The 15,784-nt window shown below is 54.9% G+C and carries 15 protein-coding genes; 13 read left to right on the top strand and 2 right to left on the bottom strand.

Going from position 1 to position 15,784, the window contains the following annotated elements; genetic code table 11:
• Positions 1-140 precede the first annotated feature (140 nt).
• A complete protein-coding gene (locus RBT76_15275; protein ID MDX9859145.1) occupies positions 141-578 on the bottom strand; it encodes an efflux RND transporter permease subunit in 438 nt (145 codons plus the stop codon).
• Positions 579-1,129: 551 nt separating this feature from the next.
• Between RBT76_15275 and RBT76_15270 the strand changes: the two genes are divergently transcribed.
• The 8 genes from RBT76_15270 to RBT76_15235 all read left to right on the top strand — a co-directional run bounded on the left by RBT76_15270 (position 1,130) and on the right by RBT76_15235 (position 10,073).
• On the top strand, positions 1,130-1,567 hold the full coding sequence (locus RBT76_15270) for a MarR family transcriptional regulator (GenBank protein ID MDX9859144.1): 438 nt from the start codon (positions 1,130-1,132) through the stop codon (positions 1,565-1,567).
• Positions 1,568-1,843: 276 nt separating this feature from the next.
• Positions 1,844-2,815, top strand: a complete 972-nt coding sequence (locus RBT76_15265) for an efflux RND transporter periplasmic adaptor subunit (GenBank protein ID MDX9859143.1) — start codon at positions 1,844-1,846, stop codon at positions 2,813-2,815.
• Between the two features lie 44 nt (positions 2,816-2,859).
• Positions 2,860-5,964 (top strand): efflux RND transporter permease subunit, encoded by a 3,105-nt coding sequence (locus tag RBT76_15260; GenBank protein ID MDX9859142.1) that lies wholly within the window; start codon positions 2,860-2,862, stop codon positions 5,962-5,964.
• Positions 5,961-7,295 (top strand): TolC family protein, encoded by a 1,335-nt coding sequence (locus RBT76_15255; protein MDX9859141.1) that lies wholly within the window; start codon positions 5,961-5,963, stop codon positions 7,293-7,295. The genes RBT76_15260 and RBT76_15255 overlap by 4 nt, the downstream gene beginning before the upstream one ends.
• Positions 7,296-7,330: 35 nt before the next feature.
• The gene (locus tag RBT76_15250; protein MDX9859140.1) at positions 7,331-7,600 is read left to right on the top strand and encodes a hypothetical protein; all 270 of its coding nucleotides are present in this window, start codon (positions 7,331-7,333) and stop codon (positions 7,598-7,600) included.
• Between the two features lie 167 nt (positions 7,601-7,767).
• Entirely contained in the window at positions 7,768-8,439 is a 672-nt protein-coding gene (locus RBT76_15245; protein MDX9859139.1) for an outer membrane beta-barrel protein, read from the top strand.
• 78 nt (positions 8,440-8,517) lie between these two features.
• Positions 8,518-9,138: a TetR/AcrR family transcriptional regulator gene (locus RBT76_15240; GenBank protein ID MDX9859138.1), complete on the top strand. Its 621-nt coding sequence runs from the start codon at positions 8,518-8,520 to the stop codon at positions 9,136-9,138.
• A 734-nt stretch (positions 9,139-9,872) separates the two neighbouring features.
• Positions 9,873-10,073, top strand: a complete 201-nt coding sequence (locus tag RBT76_15235; protein ID MDX9859137.1) for a CHAT domain-containing protein — start codon at positions 9,873-9,875, stop codon at positions 10,071-10,073.
• Between the two features lie 243 nt (positions 10,074-10,316).
• On the opposite strand, the gene RBT76_15230 is transcribed toward RBT76_15235, so the two are convergent.
• Positions 10,317-11,342: an FAD:protein FMN transferase gene (locus RBT76_15230; GenBank protein ID MDX9859136.1), complete on the bottom strand. Its 1,026-nt coding sequence runs from the start codon at positions 11,340-11,342 to the stop codon at positions 10,317-10,319.
• Between the two features lie 477 nt (positions 11,343-11,819).
• Between RBT76_15230 and RBT76_15225 the strand changes: the two genes are divergently transcribed.
• From RBT76_15225 to RBT76_15205, 5 genes are read left to right on the top strand one after another with little or no spacing between them, the layout of a single operon-like run.
• Positions 11,820-12,293: a hypothetical protein gene (locus RBT76_15225; protein MDX9859135.1), complete on the top strand. Its 474-nt coding sequence runs from the start codon at positions 11,820-11,822 to the stop codon at positions 12,291-12,293.
• Positions 12,283-12,909 carry a cytochrome c3 family protein gene (locus RBT76_15220; GenBank protein ID MDX9859134.1) on the top strand — a complete coding sequence of 209 codons (627 nt, stop codon included), beginning with the start codon at positions 12,283-12,285 and terminating at the stop codon, positions 12,907-12,909. Before RBT76_15225 ends, RBT76_15220 begins: the two co-directional genes overlap by 11 nt.
• A gap of 11 nt (positions 12,910-12,920) precedes the next feature.
• A complete protein-coding gene (locus RBT76_15215; GenBank protein MDX9859133.1) occupies positions 12,921-14,213 on the top strand; it encodes a 4Fe-4S dicluster domain-containing protein in 1,293 nt (430 codons plus the stop codon).
• On the top strand, positions 14,210-15,196 hold the full coding sequence (locus RBT76_15210) for an RnfABCDGE type electron transport complex subunit D (GenBank protein MDX9859132.1): 987 nt from the start codon (positions 14,210-14,212) through the stop codon (positions 15,194-15,196). Before RBT76_15215 ends, RBT76_15210 begins: the two co-directional genes overlap by 4 nt.
• Complete coding sequence (locus RBT76_15205; protein ID MDX9859131.1) at positions 15,189-15,779, top strand: FMN-binding protein; 591 nt, start codon at positions 15,189-15,191, stop codon at positions 15,777-15,779. The genes RBT76_15210 and RBT76_15205 overlap by 8 nt, the downstream gene beginning before the upstream one ends.
• Positions 15,780-15,784 lie beyond the last annotated feature (5 nt).

Below are 15,784 nucleotides of genomic sequence, written 5' to 3'. Positions count from 1 at the left end.
TCGGCTTCCCTGAGGATGCCGACGATCTGTGTCTCACTGAATCGTGATCGTTTCATAGAGTCCTCCTGGCTGTAATATGCCAAAAAGCTCTACTTCACGACAGTCTACTGTTTGGGGGAGTTTACGCCGTAACCCCGTCGCTATTTACCTGCCTGGCCGTAGTCGAAACTCTTAAAACTAACCCGGAAGAACAGCGAATACAAAATCGGAACAAAACCAAGGGTCAGCACGGTCGCGAACATCAAGCCGAAAATTATCGAAATGGCCTGCGGATGAAGCATGATCTCATCACCGTACGCCAGCGGGATCAAGCCGCCTATTGTGGTCGCCACGGTCAGCAGGATCGGACGAAGACGGCGCTGGCATACTTCGACGACGGCAAGCGGAGCGTCCAGACCGTTGTCCCCCCGTTCAATCCGTATGCGGTCGTGCAGCACGCTGCCATGGATTTCGACTAGTCCCATGGCTAGCGACCGTATCTTCGAGCGCGGAGTATCGCGAAATATACGACATCGACGCCACTTGACAAATTCCAGGACAAGCATCAGTCCGCCGACCAACACGAACACTTCTGCCATCAAATGATCCTGTGTACTTGCCATATGTCTTTCTTTTCGCTGAAGTGGCAGTACTTCTCACCCGACGGGATACGATTCCGACCGAGCACGGATCACTGATTCTGATGTCTCATGCTCAAGAGCAATAACGAATCATGGTGCGACCAGTACGAGTACAATCTTCCCAGCCGCACACACGTCAATGAGCCCACTGTCATTGCGGTGGATCGAGCGATCTCTCGCAAACGGAGAATACAGATTGGCGTGCAGTATCCGGTCGTGAGTGGGTTGCCCATCGCCACTGCCTACGTGAGTCTGGCGCGGGAGGGCGACGGGTCATCACGTGAGACTCGGCGCTATAGCTGCACAGCCTCGACCTGAGCGGCCCCCCAAGAGGGGTCGGGGAGCAGCATGGGTCGGAAAAGATGAGTCGGTGTATCTTTGATTTGCTATCACTTGGCAAAAAGGGCGAAAAAGCGCTAAAGAAGTCTTGACTTTTGTCGAGAAATATATATGTATATGCAACAAACTCAAATCTGCTGCGTTTAAGCAGGTGAAGGAAGTACAGACGAATGACAGATCGAGACAAAAACGATATTGTTGGCGGGGTTGGTCGGCTCTGGCTCTTGTTCAAAAGACACGGACGACGGATATTTTCCGACCTCAACCTGGGTTTCACGTTCGAACAGGCCATGGTGCTATTTATTCTGAATGCCGAGGAAGGTTTGACCATTGGCCGCATTGCCGAGCAGACTGACCGGGACAGAACCACAACCTCAAGAATGATAAATGGTTTAGAGGCCAAGAATCTTGTTGTTCGGGTCCCCGGACGAGACGATAACCGACAGAAACGCATCTATCTGACGCGCCTGGCAAAGGAAGTCCTAGAAAGGTTGAATCATCTCAAAGTGGATTTTGACAAATCTTTGTTAGAAGGCATTGATCCGGCCGATATCATCAAGGCAACTGAGGTTCTGTACAAAATGGCCGACAACATTGAAAAAGAGTAAATTTTTTAGAAATACATGTGCATGTACACTATATGCAACTGCAATTAACTCGTGAGTATGTCTTCGATATGAGGATCTGACATGAAGCGGATAGTGACCAGTACTATGCGGATGGGAAAAGAAGCCATCGCTCAAATGAAGACCGCCGGGCACTCGAGTAACACCTCGAAGACTCGTAATGGCATCAGAATTAGGCACTTAGCATTTGGCCTGGCGGGTTTGGTCGTTACTATCATGACGATGGGGGGGTGTGGCTCGGATAGCGAGTCAAAAAGCATGGAGCAGCTCTACGCCGAGAACGGTGTGCCCGTCAAGACACGGATCATCCGGGAAACCGACTTCTCAAGCGAGGCCGCCTTTCACGCCGTATTGACGGGAATCAGAGAGTCGTCGGCATATGCCATGGTGTCCGATAAGATCGACCACATTGACTACCAAGTCGGAGATTTCGTTGAAAAGGATGACATCGTGATGGCCTTCCCCACCGACAATCCGTCGGCGCAGTACTATCAGGCCCAAGTCGCGTTTGAGAATGCCAAAGCGACATTTGACCGTATGCGAAGCTATTACGATACCGGCGGACTCTCCCGGCAGGATTACGAGAACGCCGAGGCGGCGTACAGAGTGGCCGAAGCCAACTGGGACGCGGTCCGGCAGTCGGTGATGGTGAAAGCGCCAATCAGTGGTGTCCTGACCAGGATCAACGCGCGGCAGTCGGAGAACGTGCACGAGGACGACGAACTCTTCGCGGTTTCCCAGATTGATCGCCTGAAGGCTCGTATCTGGGTTTCGGACAAGCAGATAATGGACGTCAAGGTCGGCCAGAGAGCCACCGCCCGGTGGGATGGCGTGATGCTCGAGGGTTCGGTGGTCCAGGTGGACATGTCGATGAACAGGGACCGGCAGGCCTTTGGTGTCGTCATCGAATTCGACAACCCGGACAGGTCGGTGCGGTGCGGCGTGACAGCCACTATCAGTATTGAAATTTACCGTAACCCGGCGGCGGTGACCATCGAGCGCAAGAACATCATATCCGACCGTGACTCCCGCTACGTCTTTGTGGCCGACAGCGGTGTGGCCCGCCGCCGGCCTGTTGTTCTCGGCCATGCCGGTGAACTCGAAGTGGAGATCCTTTCCGGTTTGTCGGTCGGCGATGAGCTGATCACGGAGGGACAGATGCACCTTGAAGATGGGATGAAAATAAGGCTGATCTCGTTGGACGGGACGTCAACATCGAATCGACCATGATGCAACGGACCCTGTAAAGCGACACTTGAAAAAGGAACTGACTGATGTTTCTATCCGATATATCGATCAAGCGGCCCATCATGATGAGCATGCTCCTGATCGTGTTCATGCTCTTCGGCGCCCTTGCCTTCTTCGGCATGCCGCTGGACCTGATGCCGGACATTGAAATACCGTATATCGCCGTACAGACGGCGTACTCCGGCGCCGGGCCGAAGGATATCGAGATCCAGATCACAAAGAAAGTGGAAGACGCCGTTTCATCGGTGAGCCAGATCGACCAAGTCAGTTCGTGGTCGATGGAAGGCTTCTCGATGGTCCTTGTGCAATTCGAGATGGGCAAGGACGTCAATATAGCCAAGCAGGAAGTGAAGGACAAGATCGACGCCGTTATGGACGAGTTCCCCGATGACGCCGAACGTCCGACGGTTGAGAAGATTGATCTCCAGGAGATGCCGGTCGTCGAGATCATACTCTCCGGTGATCTTCCGGCCACCGAGCTGTGGGACCTGGCCGACAAGAAGATCAAGGACCGGCTGGCCCAGATCGAAGGCGTTGCCCGGGCCGAGATCTCCGGCGGCCAGGAGCGTGAACTCCAGGTCATTCTGGACGACCGCGTGGTGTTCCAGAATAACATATCGTTATCTCAACTGTCGGAGATACTGGGCGCCCAAAATCTCGATATGCCGGGTGGACACTTTGAGAAGCAGACTCAGGAGTACACTGTTCGTCTGAGTGGCGAATTCGGTTCGGTGGAAGAGCTGGCAAACCTGGAAATACCGACCTCGTTCGGCATCAAACGACTCAAGGACATTGCCACGGTTGTGGATGCCGGGGCCGAAGTGCGCGAACGCACCTCGTTCTATAACCGGCTCGAGAATATCAGCGACCCCACTGTGGTCCTCATCAGCCTGGTCAAGACGTCCGAAGGGAACACGGTCGAGGTTGCCCGTTCGGCCTACGAATTGTTGCCCGAACTGGAGGCGTCCCTGCCCGCCGGCTGCAAGCTTGACGTCATCATTGACAGGTCGACATTCATCGACAGCACCGTCGACGACACCATCACCAACATCATTCTGGGCATCCTTCTGACCGGCCTGGTGCTGTTTCTGTTCCTCCATGATGTTCGGTCGACCATTATTGTCGCTCTGGCCATGCCGACCTCGATCCTCTCGGCCTTCATGCTGATGAGCATGATGGATTACACCAAGAACGCGGTCACGCTCATGGCCCTGTCCACCTCGGTCGGAATCCTCGTTACAAACTCCGTGGTGGTTATCGAGAACATCTTTCGCCACAAGACAATGGGAAAGAACAAGAAGGAGGCCGCGTCGGTCGGCACCTCGCAAACGGTCGTGGCTGTGCTGGCCTCAACCGCCACCAACATCGCCGTCTTCCTCCCGATCGCCAACATGAGCGGCATCCTCGGCCAGATCTTCGAGGCGTACGCCCTCACGGTGACATTCGCGACCCTCTTCTCCCTGCTGGTCTCATTCACTCTGACACCGATGCTGGCTGCCCTTATTCTCGCGGACAACGGCAACCGGCGACGCGCCACCGGCGACTGGTTCGAGTCGATGAACAGAAAGTGGGAGCAGGGCTACCGCCGACTGTTGAGCGTGATCCTCGGCAATCGGAGACTGTCGCTGACCGTAATCGTCACCGCCGTCCTGCTGCTGGTCGGCACATTCCTCATCTCCGGCAATGTCGGCTTCGAGTTCGTACCGACCATGGACGAGGGTGACATTCGGATCGAGGCGGAACTGCCGATCGGATACAGCCTGGATGAGACGGCCGATGCCCTCATGCACATTGAGGAGCGCCTGAAAGAGTACCCATCGGTCAAGTTCGTTGTGACGGAGTTGGGTGCTGTCAGTCGCGTGAGCGAGGGGAGCAACATGGCGGCAATGTCAGTGAAGCTGGTCGACGTCGCTGAACGTGACCTGACGACGGACGAGACGGCCAATTTGCTGATCCAGGATCTGTCGGACATACCCAATATCCAGTTGCGCATCAGCGCCACATCGTCCATGGGAATGAGCGGCCAGGCCCCGATCCAGTTCAATCTTCAGGGCCAGGATATGGCCGTTCTGGAAACCTACAAGGAGGAGATCCTCAGCCGCATCAAGGATATTCCCGGGCTGGTCAATCTCAACACCAGCAGTCGATCGGGCAAACCGGAGATCAGCATCGTCCCCGACCGGACCAAGTTGGCCGATGCCGGTCTGACGGTCTATGACATCGGCATGCAGCTCCGCGGAGCGCTGACCGGTCTGGTGGCGACCCAGTACCGCGATCAGGGTGAGGAGTATGATGTCCGCGTGATGATCAGCGATGCCTCGATGGACACTCCCGAAGAAGTCGCCAACCTTCCGGTGACGAGTCAGGGCACCGTGTATACTCTGGCCCAGCTCGCCGATGTTCAGTACACGGGTGGGGTGAGCACAATCCTGCACATCGACAAATACAAGACCATCCAGTTTTCCGGCTATCCTACGGCGGGTGTACCGCTGGGCGATATCACCAGCGAAATCGATCGGAGAGTCGCTGATTTGAGCCTCATGCCCGGATACAAAACCGAGTGGGCCGGCTCAGCCGAACTGATGAACGAGGCGATTGTCGATATGCTGACCGCCCTGATCCTGGCTGTCGTTCTGACCTACATGCTCCTGGCGGCGATCCTGGAAAGCCTCAGGCAGCCGCTGCTGGTATTGGGGACTTTCCCCCTGGCCCTGATCGGCGTGATAGGTGCGATGGTTCTCACCGGCGCCACCATGAATATCTTCGCCATGATGGCCGTGATCATGTTACTGGGAATCGTGGTTAACAACGCAATCCTCATCCTCGATTACGCCAATGAGTTGATGCGCGATCACGGCATGTCAGTCACCGAGGCCCTGCTGGAAGCGTGCCCCGTGAAACTGCGACCGATTATCATGTCCTCGGTGGCGATCATGCTCGGAATGCTGCCCATGGCACTGGGGATCGGGGCATCCGGCCGCGAGATACGTCAGCCCATGGGTATCGTAACCATCGGCGGCCTGCTGGTATCAACCATACTAACGCTGGTGGTGATTCCAACCCTGGTCAATCTGACTTCAAAATCCAAAGAGCCCGCAGCGGCAGTTCAGACTGTGGATGGGAGCAGATGATGAAAAAGACAATACTACTTTCGATCAGCCTTATTCTGCTGTCGGCTCTGTCGCTCGGAGCCAAGGAGTACACGCTCACCGAATACCTTGATCTGGTTGAACGCAACAGCAAAGAGCTGAAGTTGGCTCGACAGGATCTTGAGATTGCGGACGCCACCAAGGCGGAAGCTGTTTCAGGGGCGCTGCCACACGTGTCCGCTCAGGCCGGCTACACGCGCAACCTGTCAGACATGTATATGTATATGGATATGGGGGCATTAACCGACGATGAAAGCGCCGGGACATCGAAATTCCCGATCACGCGCAACAACGAATTCAGTGCCTATGTCACAGCCAGCCAGACTCTGTTCAGCGGCGCCGTATACAATGCCGTGAGGGCCGCCCGGCAATACCGCAAGCTGTCGGATTTTGTCTACGATGCCTCTTACCAGGAGATCATCACCTCGGCCAAGAAGGCCTTCCACCAGGCATTGCTTCTGCGGGTGGTCCTGGAGGTCACTCAGGCATCACAGCAGAACGCTTATGAAAACTATCAGGACGTCAGCAAAGCCTTTGACAACGGACTGGCATCCCAGTTCGGACTCCTGCAAGCGGAGGTGCGCTACAAGGAAATGATCCCGCAGACCACCGAGGCCGAACGCAATTACAGCATAGCCCTGATCAACTTGAAGAATCTGGCCGGTATTCCTCTGGAGGAGGAGATCGGTCTCGCCGGCAACCTGGACGCCTATCCTGACCTGCCCACGATGAAACCGCTCGATGCGGTACTGGAGAGCCGGCCCGACTTCAACGCCTTGTTGTGGGAAGAAAAGCTGCGCGCCACAAACGTCAGTGCCGAGAAGTCCGCCTTCCTGCCTACCCTCACCGGCAGTCTTTCCTATGTCTTTTCGTCCCAGTCCGATCGCTGGAGATTCGACGAAAAGAATGACAACTACACTCTGGGCCTGACCCTGTCAGTGCCAATCTTCACCGGTGGCGCCACCAAGGCCAAGGTGCAGAAAGCCAGGATCGAACTGGATAGGACCAGAATCAGTATCGACCGGGCCAGAGACATGATCGAGTTGGAGCAGGAGAATATCCGTCTTCGGCTTGAAGAAGCCTACAACAGGATTGCATCCGCCAAAGCCGCATTGACGGCGGCCCAGAAGGCATTCGATATCGCCGAGGCAACATCGAAAGTCGGCCTGAGCACGCAACTGGAACTGAAGGACAGCCGCACGATGCTCGACCTGGCGACGACGGGCTACTACTCGGCCGTATATGAGTACCTGGATGCCTATTTCGATTACGAGAAGAGTATGGGAGCAGCGGTATCATCCGCAAGCATGTGATGAGAGAGGGTACGGTGTCACAGGAGATTAAAGATATGGACGGAGAGCGCCGGGCCCTGGTCTCCCCCGCGGTCGCGACCGCGGGAGGCTGTGATATCGTCACCGTCCGTGACCTGCGAGAAGTAGTGGCGGCGAAACACATCAAGACCGTGTGTACGGCCGCTCGCGACAACCGGGGAAGAAAGCCGACCGAACGAGATCTGGTTCTGTCATTACTGATGCTGCAAGGCCACCGCCCTGCGATCGATCCCGCAACAGCCCTGCAGCGTTGGACCCAGCTCGAGATAATACTCAAAGGAGCCTAAACACAATGCCTCAGAAAGTGAATTGGCTGTCAGAATACATGCATATACACTGAATTTATGGCGTTTTCGAACAACCATGGAAAGGAGGTGCCGCGGAAGAAGGAGCTAAAGCACAGGGAAAGGTTTGGTGGGGTATGCACAGACATGACAACAATAAGGAGATTACGGTGAAACGCATAACTCTGTTGACAGTGGCGGTGTTCGCACTGCTGATCATCTACGCGCCGGCAGAGGCAATTGACCAGACCGGCAAGATTGGCTTCGGTGTTAACGGCGGGCTTACGATTCCGGTTGCCGGTGATTTGAGCGGCGACAGCACGATTGCCGACTACTTCGGTCTGGGCCCGGCTTTTGGCGTCCACGTCAAATACGGTGTAATGAAGGAGGTCTCGCTGGAGGCCGGCTTCCGTTACACCTTCCTGAAGATCAAGGATGATGCGAACACTTTCCTGCCGGACGAGCCGAACATTGTCGCCCCGGAGATCTACCTGGACGGCATCGTGAACTTCGGTCCTTTCTTCAGAAACCCGAACAACTCGATCAACCCGTTCGTCAAAGCGGGAGTGGGTTTGATTCCCTGGAAATACACCGAGGACGGCGCCGGCGGCGACGCCATTGTATTGGGCAACGACGAGGAATTCAAGAAGACCAGCCTCGGAATGAACTTCGGTGGTGGTCTCGAAGTCTTCGCCACTCCCGACCTGTCAATTTTCGCCGAGGGCCGCTACTTGATGGTCTTCAGTGAGGACGAGGACAAGTTCGGGGCTGACTTTGGCAACATGGGTAATGTCAACATCAGTGTTGGCCTTACCTACTATCTCCCCGTGTCCAGCCGATAGGTGCTGGTCCCTTCATCCGGGAGGCGGCAGAGATGCCGCCTCCCCCTACCAGACTGGGATCGAAGATAGAGAGGCGGTATGACACAAAGAACAACAAAGGCAGTAAACACCAGACGGCGAATACTGAACGCCGCCTTTCGCGAGATAACCACTAAAGGATACATCGGCGCCAACATAAACAAGATTGTCGCGGCATCGGGCGTTACCAAGGGTGCGCTGTACTACTACTTCAAAAGCAAGCACGAACTGGCGATGGCCGTGATAGACGAAGTAATCGGCAGCAAGGTACTGGGGGAATGGCTCAAGCCTCTGTCCGAATTTGCCAACCCGATCGACGGACTGAGGCGAATAGTCAACGACACGCTCGCCAACAGAGATGTCGATGATGTGGACTCAAGCGCCCTGATGATGCGGCTGACGCTGGGAACGGCATCCATTGACAGGGCCTTTCGGCAGCAACTGAAACACATGCATGAGACCGTACTCCGGGTAACATCGGAGAAGCTCAGTATCGGCAAGCGAAGGAACCTGGTAAGATCATCGGTCGACCCAACAGCAGTGGCAACTCAGTTCGTTGCCTTTCTGACCGGTACAATATATCTGGCCACGGCATTTCAGGACAGCGCCCATCTTCGGGACGGACAGCTCTCGTTGCACAATTGGCTGGACACAATGCGGACCCGCCGCTCACGCAGTTGATGATAGGAAGCGACGCATCGCCACGAGTACAGGGCCGCTATGGGCTTGGTGCTGGTGGAGCGCCTCCCTGGAACATATAGGTGACCAGATAGACAAGATCGGATATGTCGGGCTGATCTGCCAGACCCGTCTATATTGCCGGTGTGGTCCGCACAGCAAGAAGCTGGTTTGCGCCAAGTATAGATCTCTATTGATCCCAAGCCTCCACTCGCACCCCCGGAGATTACGGCAAGTTTGTCATCGACGACAGTCAAGTCAGTGATTTTCTCTGATCCCGCTGCGGACCCAAGCATCCGCGATCCGTCTCCATTGTACCTGGCGATATGTTCCTGAACAAAGGCGTCATCATCTACGTTGAAATCTCCAACCGCGTACTGTTCTCCGTGGTAGGCCGCAACGGCATCGACCTCTGACGTCACACGGCAGGTTTAGTATCATAGAACATGGCACAGGAACCGGGGGCGGGTCACTGGGGACTACCGTGTATCCTACTTCGATTCCGGTGACGCCAGAGAAGGCACTCTCAAGAGCCTGAACTCTGTTCCTCGCATACTGTACATAGCATCACACGGCTACTACTGTGAGAGCTCGAAGCAGGATATCATGTCGCATCCCCTTCTGCGTTCCGGTTTGCTGTTCGCCGGTGCCAACTGGACGATCGGCCTTTTAGGCGACAGGCGCACGGAATCAGAGGACGGCATCCTGACTGCCCTGGAGGCTTCCGGACTCAACTTGTGGGTACCGGCCTTGTCGTCCTCTCCGCCCGCCAGACCGGGATCGGAGAGTTTCAGAGCGGGGAAGGCGTGATTGGCCTGAGGCGGGCCTTCCGGCACGCCGGTGCCTGGTTTTTTGTCATGAGCATGTTCGCCGTACCGGACGAATCAACTCATCCCGTGTTCTGGGGTGGTTTCATCCTAGCAGGCGGCCCCGACTGACCGTCTCCGATCGCCCGTTTCTGCTTATAAGCACTTAAATGGTAATGATTTACGTAGGGAAGCGGGTGTTGAGAGACGCGTTCCGAGTGAATGGCCGTGTGCCACAGCACGATTGACAACGAATTTTGCGGATTGAAGGTGCGATCCCTGAAACCACCTCTCACATTTCATCCGGTGAAAATGCGATTTCACCGATTCTGGTTTTGCATCTGCCATATCGCACGCCATCGGCGTGCACCAAAACTAACTGTCCCGGGCAAGCAACTGCTCGAACTCGGCTGTCATCAGTTCGGTGAAGCGATCATGCTCCCGTACAATAAGCAAGACAGCCAGCTTCAGTCGCACCGCCAGTTCGTACCCCTCGCTGGGACCGGCCACGCTGATAGCGGTCGCCATAGCGTCCGCATAGAAACAAGATTGGTGCACGACCGACACCGAAACGAGATGGTGCCGAATCGGCAGACCGGTGCGCGGATCGATCAGGTGCGAGTAACGTACACCATCTTTCTCAAAGTAATTCAAATACGAACCCGAGGACGCCATTGCGCGATTTTGAAGAGCGAGAGACCTTTGAATTGCATCGGTAGTATCCGGGGTTTTTATCCCCACACGCCAAGCCAGATTGTCCTGATTAGATCCGGACGCCTTTATCTCACCGCCCACTTCAACCAGAAAATCGGTAATTCCTTTCCCGCTGAGATACGCAGCGATCTGATCGACGGCGTACCCTTTGGCAACGGCGGCCAGATCACACGAAATATCACCACTGAGTTTTCTGACGGCCGGCGGCGACAGCCTTACCTCGAGTTTTTCATAGCCGATTTCGTTCAGAGTCTTGTCGAGTTGTGCCTGTGCCGGTATCTTCTGCGGGACATTCTCAGGTCCGAATCCCCAGAGATTTACCAACGGCGCTATGGTAATATCGAGCGCCCCGTTCGATAGACGACAGAATTGAAGTGAACTATCGAGGACAACTGCAAAATCCGTTGATACATCGAACCACGTCGTATCATGCGAACGATTGAAGGCGCTGATCTCTGATAGCGAATCATAAGCCGACATCTGGCGGTTTATCTCAGAGAGAATATCATCGACACCGTCATGCAGTTCATTCAATTGTTCGTTGGTCTTTGTGCTGTGATCGACAATCTTAACCGAATACAACGTCCCCATCGTCTGACCCCCGAACGTAACTGGTGACGCCGTCCGCTGTTCTTCCCCGCATGAAATGTACAGGGCTACTGACATCGATAAGAGCAGCAAAATCATCCGGTTGATCCCGAGCCGATGTTTCGATGAACGATATGTCATATTACGCGCTCTCTCTTTGTGAGATACGACCGCTTTCAATTCATCCGGGCATTCACAACGCCGTTTTACTGGCGCATCAACTCTACTTTGAATGATATCCATTCAGCCATATTAAGGCAAATCATGTGTGCTCAAGAATGCATATGGCGCCCCTAAAGAAATAATGTGCATCGGCGATACTCCTTTTTTTCTGTGGTCCGTAACCGCTTGATATATAACCGCTTCGCAGTTTCTAGTGATATTATCTTGTGAAAAATTTCTCTTGCTACTCTGAGGAATTTGCCATATCATGCCGATGATGATGGAAGCTCAGAGACATTACGATTCGTCTCTGGTGGCCGAGAAAAGAAGCGGAAGGCGACTGCGATTGGGAGCCTGCCGTGAGAATGAAAAAGATAAATCGAGAGAAAAGAGACCGTACGATCAGGAGTTTGTATGACTAGTGACGGTCCCGATAAGAAGCGCGGTTGGCGAGACCTCGTCTGGAAACCGCATCAATATAATGACCGGAAAGTGATCAAATCCGGATCTTACCTGCGATCTTTCTGTCCCCATTGCAATGCCGAATTTTCGATCGGAAATGTCATTCGCCTGGAAGTGACTAATCCCGATGATCAGATCGGGATGGTCGAACTGAGTCCGTACCTGAATGTCTTCGAATGCAAAACCGAGATTCGACTCCCGCAGGGCAAGGAAGTCAAAGACCTGCGTTGCAGCTTCTGCCACGAATCACTGGTCGTACCGGACAATTGGTGTAACCTGTGCAACTCTCATGTCGCCTCATTTCTGGTGGGTATCTCTAATTCCAGAGTCCCGTTTTTCATCTGTTTACGTGAAGGTTGCCACTGGCACGACATCTCGGCCGATGACGAAACTCAAATAATGTTAGACGATAGCGATGAGTGGTGACGGACATATTGGTAGAAAAGCCCTGACGCTGACCATTCTGGTGCTGCTGTGCGCCGTTGTCGGCGGTTACGGCTATCTCGCGACCGGACCGACCGAGGATTCCGGCCGCATCTTTCTGGCCAATTCCGGTGGGGCGGTGATGTTCGAGCACCGGAATCATACCGCACTCGTCGACAACTGCGCCAACTGCCACCACGATAAATTGACCGCATCGCTGTCGAATCAATGCGGTGACTGTCACGATGACGGCCTTGCCGCCGATGAGTTCTCCCACGCCGACCTGATCGAAATTCACCTCTCCGAATGTACCATCTGTCATGGTGTCAGCGACACTTCCGTCAACACATCGTGCCGCGAATGTCATCCGAAGGTCCAGGAAAGTGAGTTGGGTCTGACCGCCTGCAGCGAATGCCATGATGATGGCTACAGCGGGGACATGATCGATCATGATGACATGGTCGCAATCGAGGGCCACACCTGTAATTCCTGTCACATCCCCAGATCGGTCAGCGATGTTTACCATGAGCAATGCAATCACTGCCATGAGCATCACGACCGCGCTCGCTTTGTCGAAGCCGATGGAAACGCGCGGTGTAACATCTGTCACTTGAAATAGATGACGCTGATATGGAAATTCTTCGCAAACTATTCAGCCCGCTGGCCCGGGTAACGAGCCTCAAGACGTCCGATCTGGGCGCGCCGATGGTTATCGAACCACGCCGGGTGATTATCCCTCTGGAGTACTCCGGTCAGGTTCTGTACAAACCATTGGTCAGCGCCGGAACGGCCGTGCGAAGGAATCAGATCATCGGTCGCTCGGAACTTGATAACTGCGTCCATGCCTCTATCAGCGGCGTCGTGACGGAAATCAAATCGGTCTGGACGGCGCGCGGTTTCAATGTCCCGGCGGTTGTCATCGATCGCAACGATGAGCCGCCGATGAGCGTAGAAGAGATGTTCGAGCAGTTCGGCATACGATACGAATCGGCCTCGCGCGTTCAAAAACTAAAAGCCTGCGGTGTGCCTTCGCCCTGGACCTTGGCAGGGCGATTTCATCACGAAGAAAGCAGCGACGACCATCCCGAGATTACATCGATCATCATCAAAGGGATCAACGAGGAGCCGACCGTCTTTACTTTCGCCGAGATGTTGAAAAGACACGCCGATCGCGTCAAGGCCGGTATCGCTCGACTGAAGAATCTGGCGCCGAACGCACAGATAACTCTTACCACGCCGCATGATCTCCGTGGCTGGGCCGTCGGCAAATTTGGTGACGACGTCAGAGTTGTCGGCCTGTCCGATCAGTATCGCGATCGTATTGAACCCCTCGTTGTCAAACGACTGACCGGCATCACCGTTCCCAATACCTTATCCTATCGCACGGCCGGTATCGCCGTCATCTCGGTCGAGTATTTGGTCAAGCTGGCCGACGCCCTCGATCGCACGGGCCCGTTCGTCACCAAACATCTCACGATCACGTCGAGCAAGGATCTTCGTCCGATAGCGGTTTCGTTCCCCGTAGGCACGACGATCGGAAGTCTTCTGCGGAGTCTCGGACTGAACGAAGTCGACTACGGCCGGATCATAGTCGGCGGGCCCATGAAAGGTAACGCCCAGTTTTCAATCGATACGCCCCTGACCAAATCGTCGCACGGGCTCTATTTGCTTTCGGACGAACATATTCCCGAGGAAGTCAACCTTACCTGTATCAACTGCGGGCGGTGCACTCGTGCCTGCCCGGTGAAACTGCAGGTGCATCTGATTGGCCGCTGTGTCGAGCATGGCTTCCTCGGTGAAGCGCGCCGCTATCAGCCGGGCGCCTGCAACGAGTGCGGACTCTGCGCCTATGTTTGTCCGTCCCATCGACCTCTGGTACAACTAATTCAAATGTGTAACCGTCAGCACGGGGTACCGGCATGAGCCCTGACGTGCAACAGAAGCAGCATCTGCTCAACATTGCCTCCAGCCCGCATTGGCGCGATGGCAGCTCGATCGCCTTCTCACAGCAGCTCTGGCTCCTGGCTCTGGTACCGGCCATCGTCGCCTCTGTCTGGCTGTTCGGGTTGAACGCCGCACGCATTATCGGTTTGATGATCGCCTTCTCGGTGACATTCGATGCGCTATCCGAAAGGATTGTTCGTTCCAAGGACAGAACAACCAACTGGAGCAGTGTCACTCTGGCGGTATTGCTCTCGTTCATGATGCCGTTCGACTCGCCGCTCTGGCTATTGGCAACCGGCAGTTTCATAATGGTTGTCATCGGCAAGAAACTGTTCGGCGGCTACGGCGCCTTTCCGGTTCATCCGGCCATGTTGAGTTTCGCCATGCTGCGCGTCTCATGGCCCGGTTATTTCGACTATACCAAATCGATGATCACCCTTAATTGGCCGGAGAAGATGATCGAACCGCTGCGGGCGGTGAAAACGATCGGTGGCTCGGCGGCCAGCCTCTATGACTGGCATGACTTGTTGCTTGGTCGTCAGGTCGCTGGTATCGGCGAGGGCCTCGTGCTCTACCTGGTTGTTGGTGGCGTGTTGCTGATGGCTATGCGGCAGATCACTTGGCATATTCCGGTGGCCTTTCTTGCCGGCAATTTCCTTCTGGCCGGGTTGCTCTACCTGATTGACCCCGCCCAGTTTGCACCACCGTTGTTTTATCTTCTGTCCGGCGGGGCCGTCTTCGCCGCGTTCTTCTTGACAACGGAATACACGACCTCCCCGGTTAATCCGCTCCCGATGTTTCTCTATGGCTTGCTGGGAGGAATACTGCTCATGCTCATCAGGGCATTCTCGAACTACATCGATGGTGTCGCGTTCACAATATTGATTATCAATCTGTGCAGCCCGCTTCTGGACAAGATTACGCCAAAGGTGTTCGGGGCACCGGAGGTGAAGAATGCGTGAGATTGTCAAGCTCGTGGTCGTCCTCGGTTTGATCTGTGGTCTTTCGGCCGCCGCCCTCACTTTTGCGCGACAGTCGTTGGCGAAAAAGATCGAAACCCAGAGTGATCTCTATGTCCGTGGTCCGGCGCTGCAACGACTGTTCGACAGGCCGGCGGACCAACTCCTGCAGAACAAGATCACTTTCAATTCCGGCGGCGGGAGCTACACGATCTTCTACCTTACAGAAGGGAATGAAATAACCGCGCTGGCCGTGGAAGCACCAGGACCGGGCGGCTATAGCGGCGATGTGCTGATCATGATCGGTCTTGATCTTACGACCAACAAGATGCTCAATATCGAGATCATTCAGCACAGCGAAACCCCCGGCGTCGGCTCTCGAATCGAAAAGGCGACCTTCCGCAAACAATGGAGCGGCTTGTCGGCCGATACCCCCGTGCGGATGGGGCAAGGGGGACAGATCGATGCTATCAGTGGCGCTACTTATTCATCTCGTGCGGTCGTGGCTGGAACAAACGTGATCGCCGACCTGATTCAGAATCACCGTGATGACATCTTAGAGGCGATCAAAGCGCACCAAAGCTGAGGACA

The sequence above is a fragment of the Candidatus Zixiibacteriota bacterium genome (genome assembly GCA_034003725.1).
GTDB lineage: Bacteria > Zixibacteria > MSB-5A5 > GN15 > FEB-12 > WJMS01.
This window is presented reverse-complemented; position numbering and strand designations above follow the sequence as displayed.

Excerpts from the sequence above, each read along its gene's own strand:
- RBT76_15240 (MDX9859138.1), top strand. The coding sequence starts at position 8,518 with ATGACACAAAGAACAACAAAGGCAGTAAACACCAGACGGCGAATACTG.
- RBT76_15215 (MDX9859133.1), top strand. The coding sequence starts at position 12,921 with ATGGAAATTCTTCGCAAACTATTCAGCCCGCTGGCCCGGGTAACGAGC.
- RBT76_15250 (MDX9859140.1), top strand. The coding sequence starts at position 7,331 with ATGGACGGAGAGCGCCGGGCCCTGGTCTCCCCCGCGGTCGCGACCGCG.
- RBT76_15270 (MDX9859144.1), top strand. The coding sequence starts at position 1,130 with ATGACAGATCGAGACAAAAACGATATTGTTGGCGGGGTTGGTCGGCTC.
- RBT76_15210 (MDX9859132.1), top strand. The coding sequence starts at position 14,210 with ATGAGCCCTGACGTGCAACAGAAGCAGCATCTGCTCAACATTGCCTCC.
- RBT76_15205 (MDX9859131.1), top strand. The coding sequence starts at position 15,189 with ATGCGTGAGATTGTCAAGCTCGTGGTCGTCCTCGGTTTGATCTGTGGT.
- RBT76_15265 (MDX9859143.1), top strand. The coding sequence starts at position 1,844 with ATGGAGCAGCTCTACGCCGAGAACGGTGTGCCCGTCAAGACACGGATC.
- RBT76_15230 (MDX9859136.1), bottom strand. The coding sequence starts at position 11,342 with ATGATTTTGCTGCTCTTATCGATGTCAGTAGCCCTGTACATTTCATGC.
- RBT76_15260 (MDX9859142.1), top strand. The coding sequence starts at position 2,860 with ATGTTTCTATCCGATATATCGATCAAGCGGCCCATCATGATGAGCATG.
- RBT76_15275 (MDX9859145.1), bottom strand. The coding sequence starts at position 578 with ATGGCAGAAGTGTTCGTGTTGGTCGGCGGACTGATGCTTGTCCTGGAA.
- RBT76_15220 (MDX9859134.1), top strand. The coding sequence starts at position 12,283 with ATGAGTGGTGACGGACATATTGGTAGAAAAGCCCTGACGCTGACCATT.
- RBT76_15255 (MDX9859141.1), top strand. The coding sequence starts at position 5,961 with ATGATGAAAAAGACAATACTACTTTCGATCAGCCTTATTCTGCTGTCG.
- RBT76_15225 (MDX9859135.1), top strand. The coding sequence starts at position 11,820 with ATGACTAGTGACGGTCCCGATAAGAAGCGCGGTTGGCGAGACCTCGTC.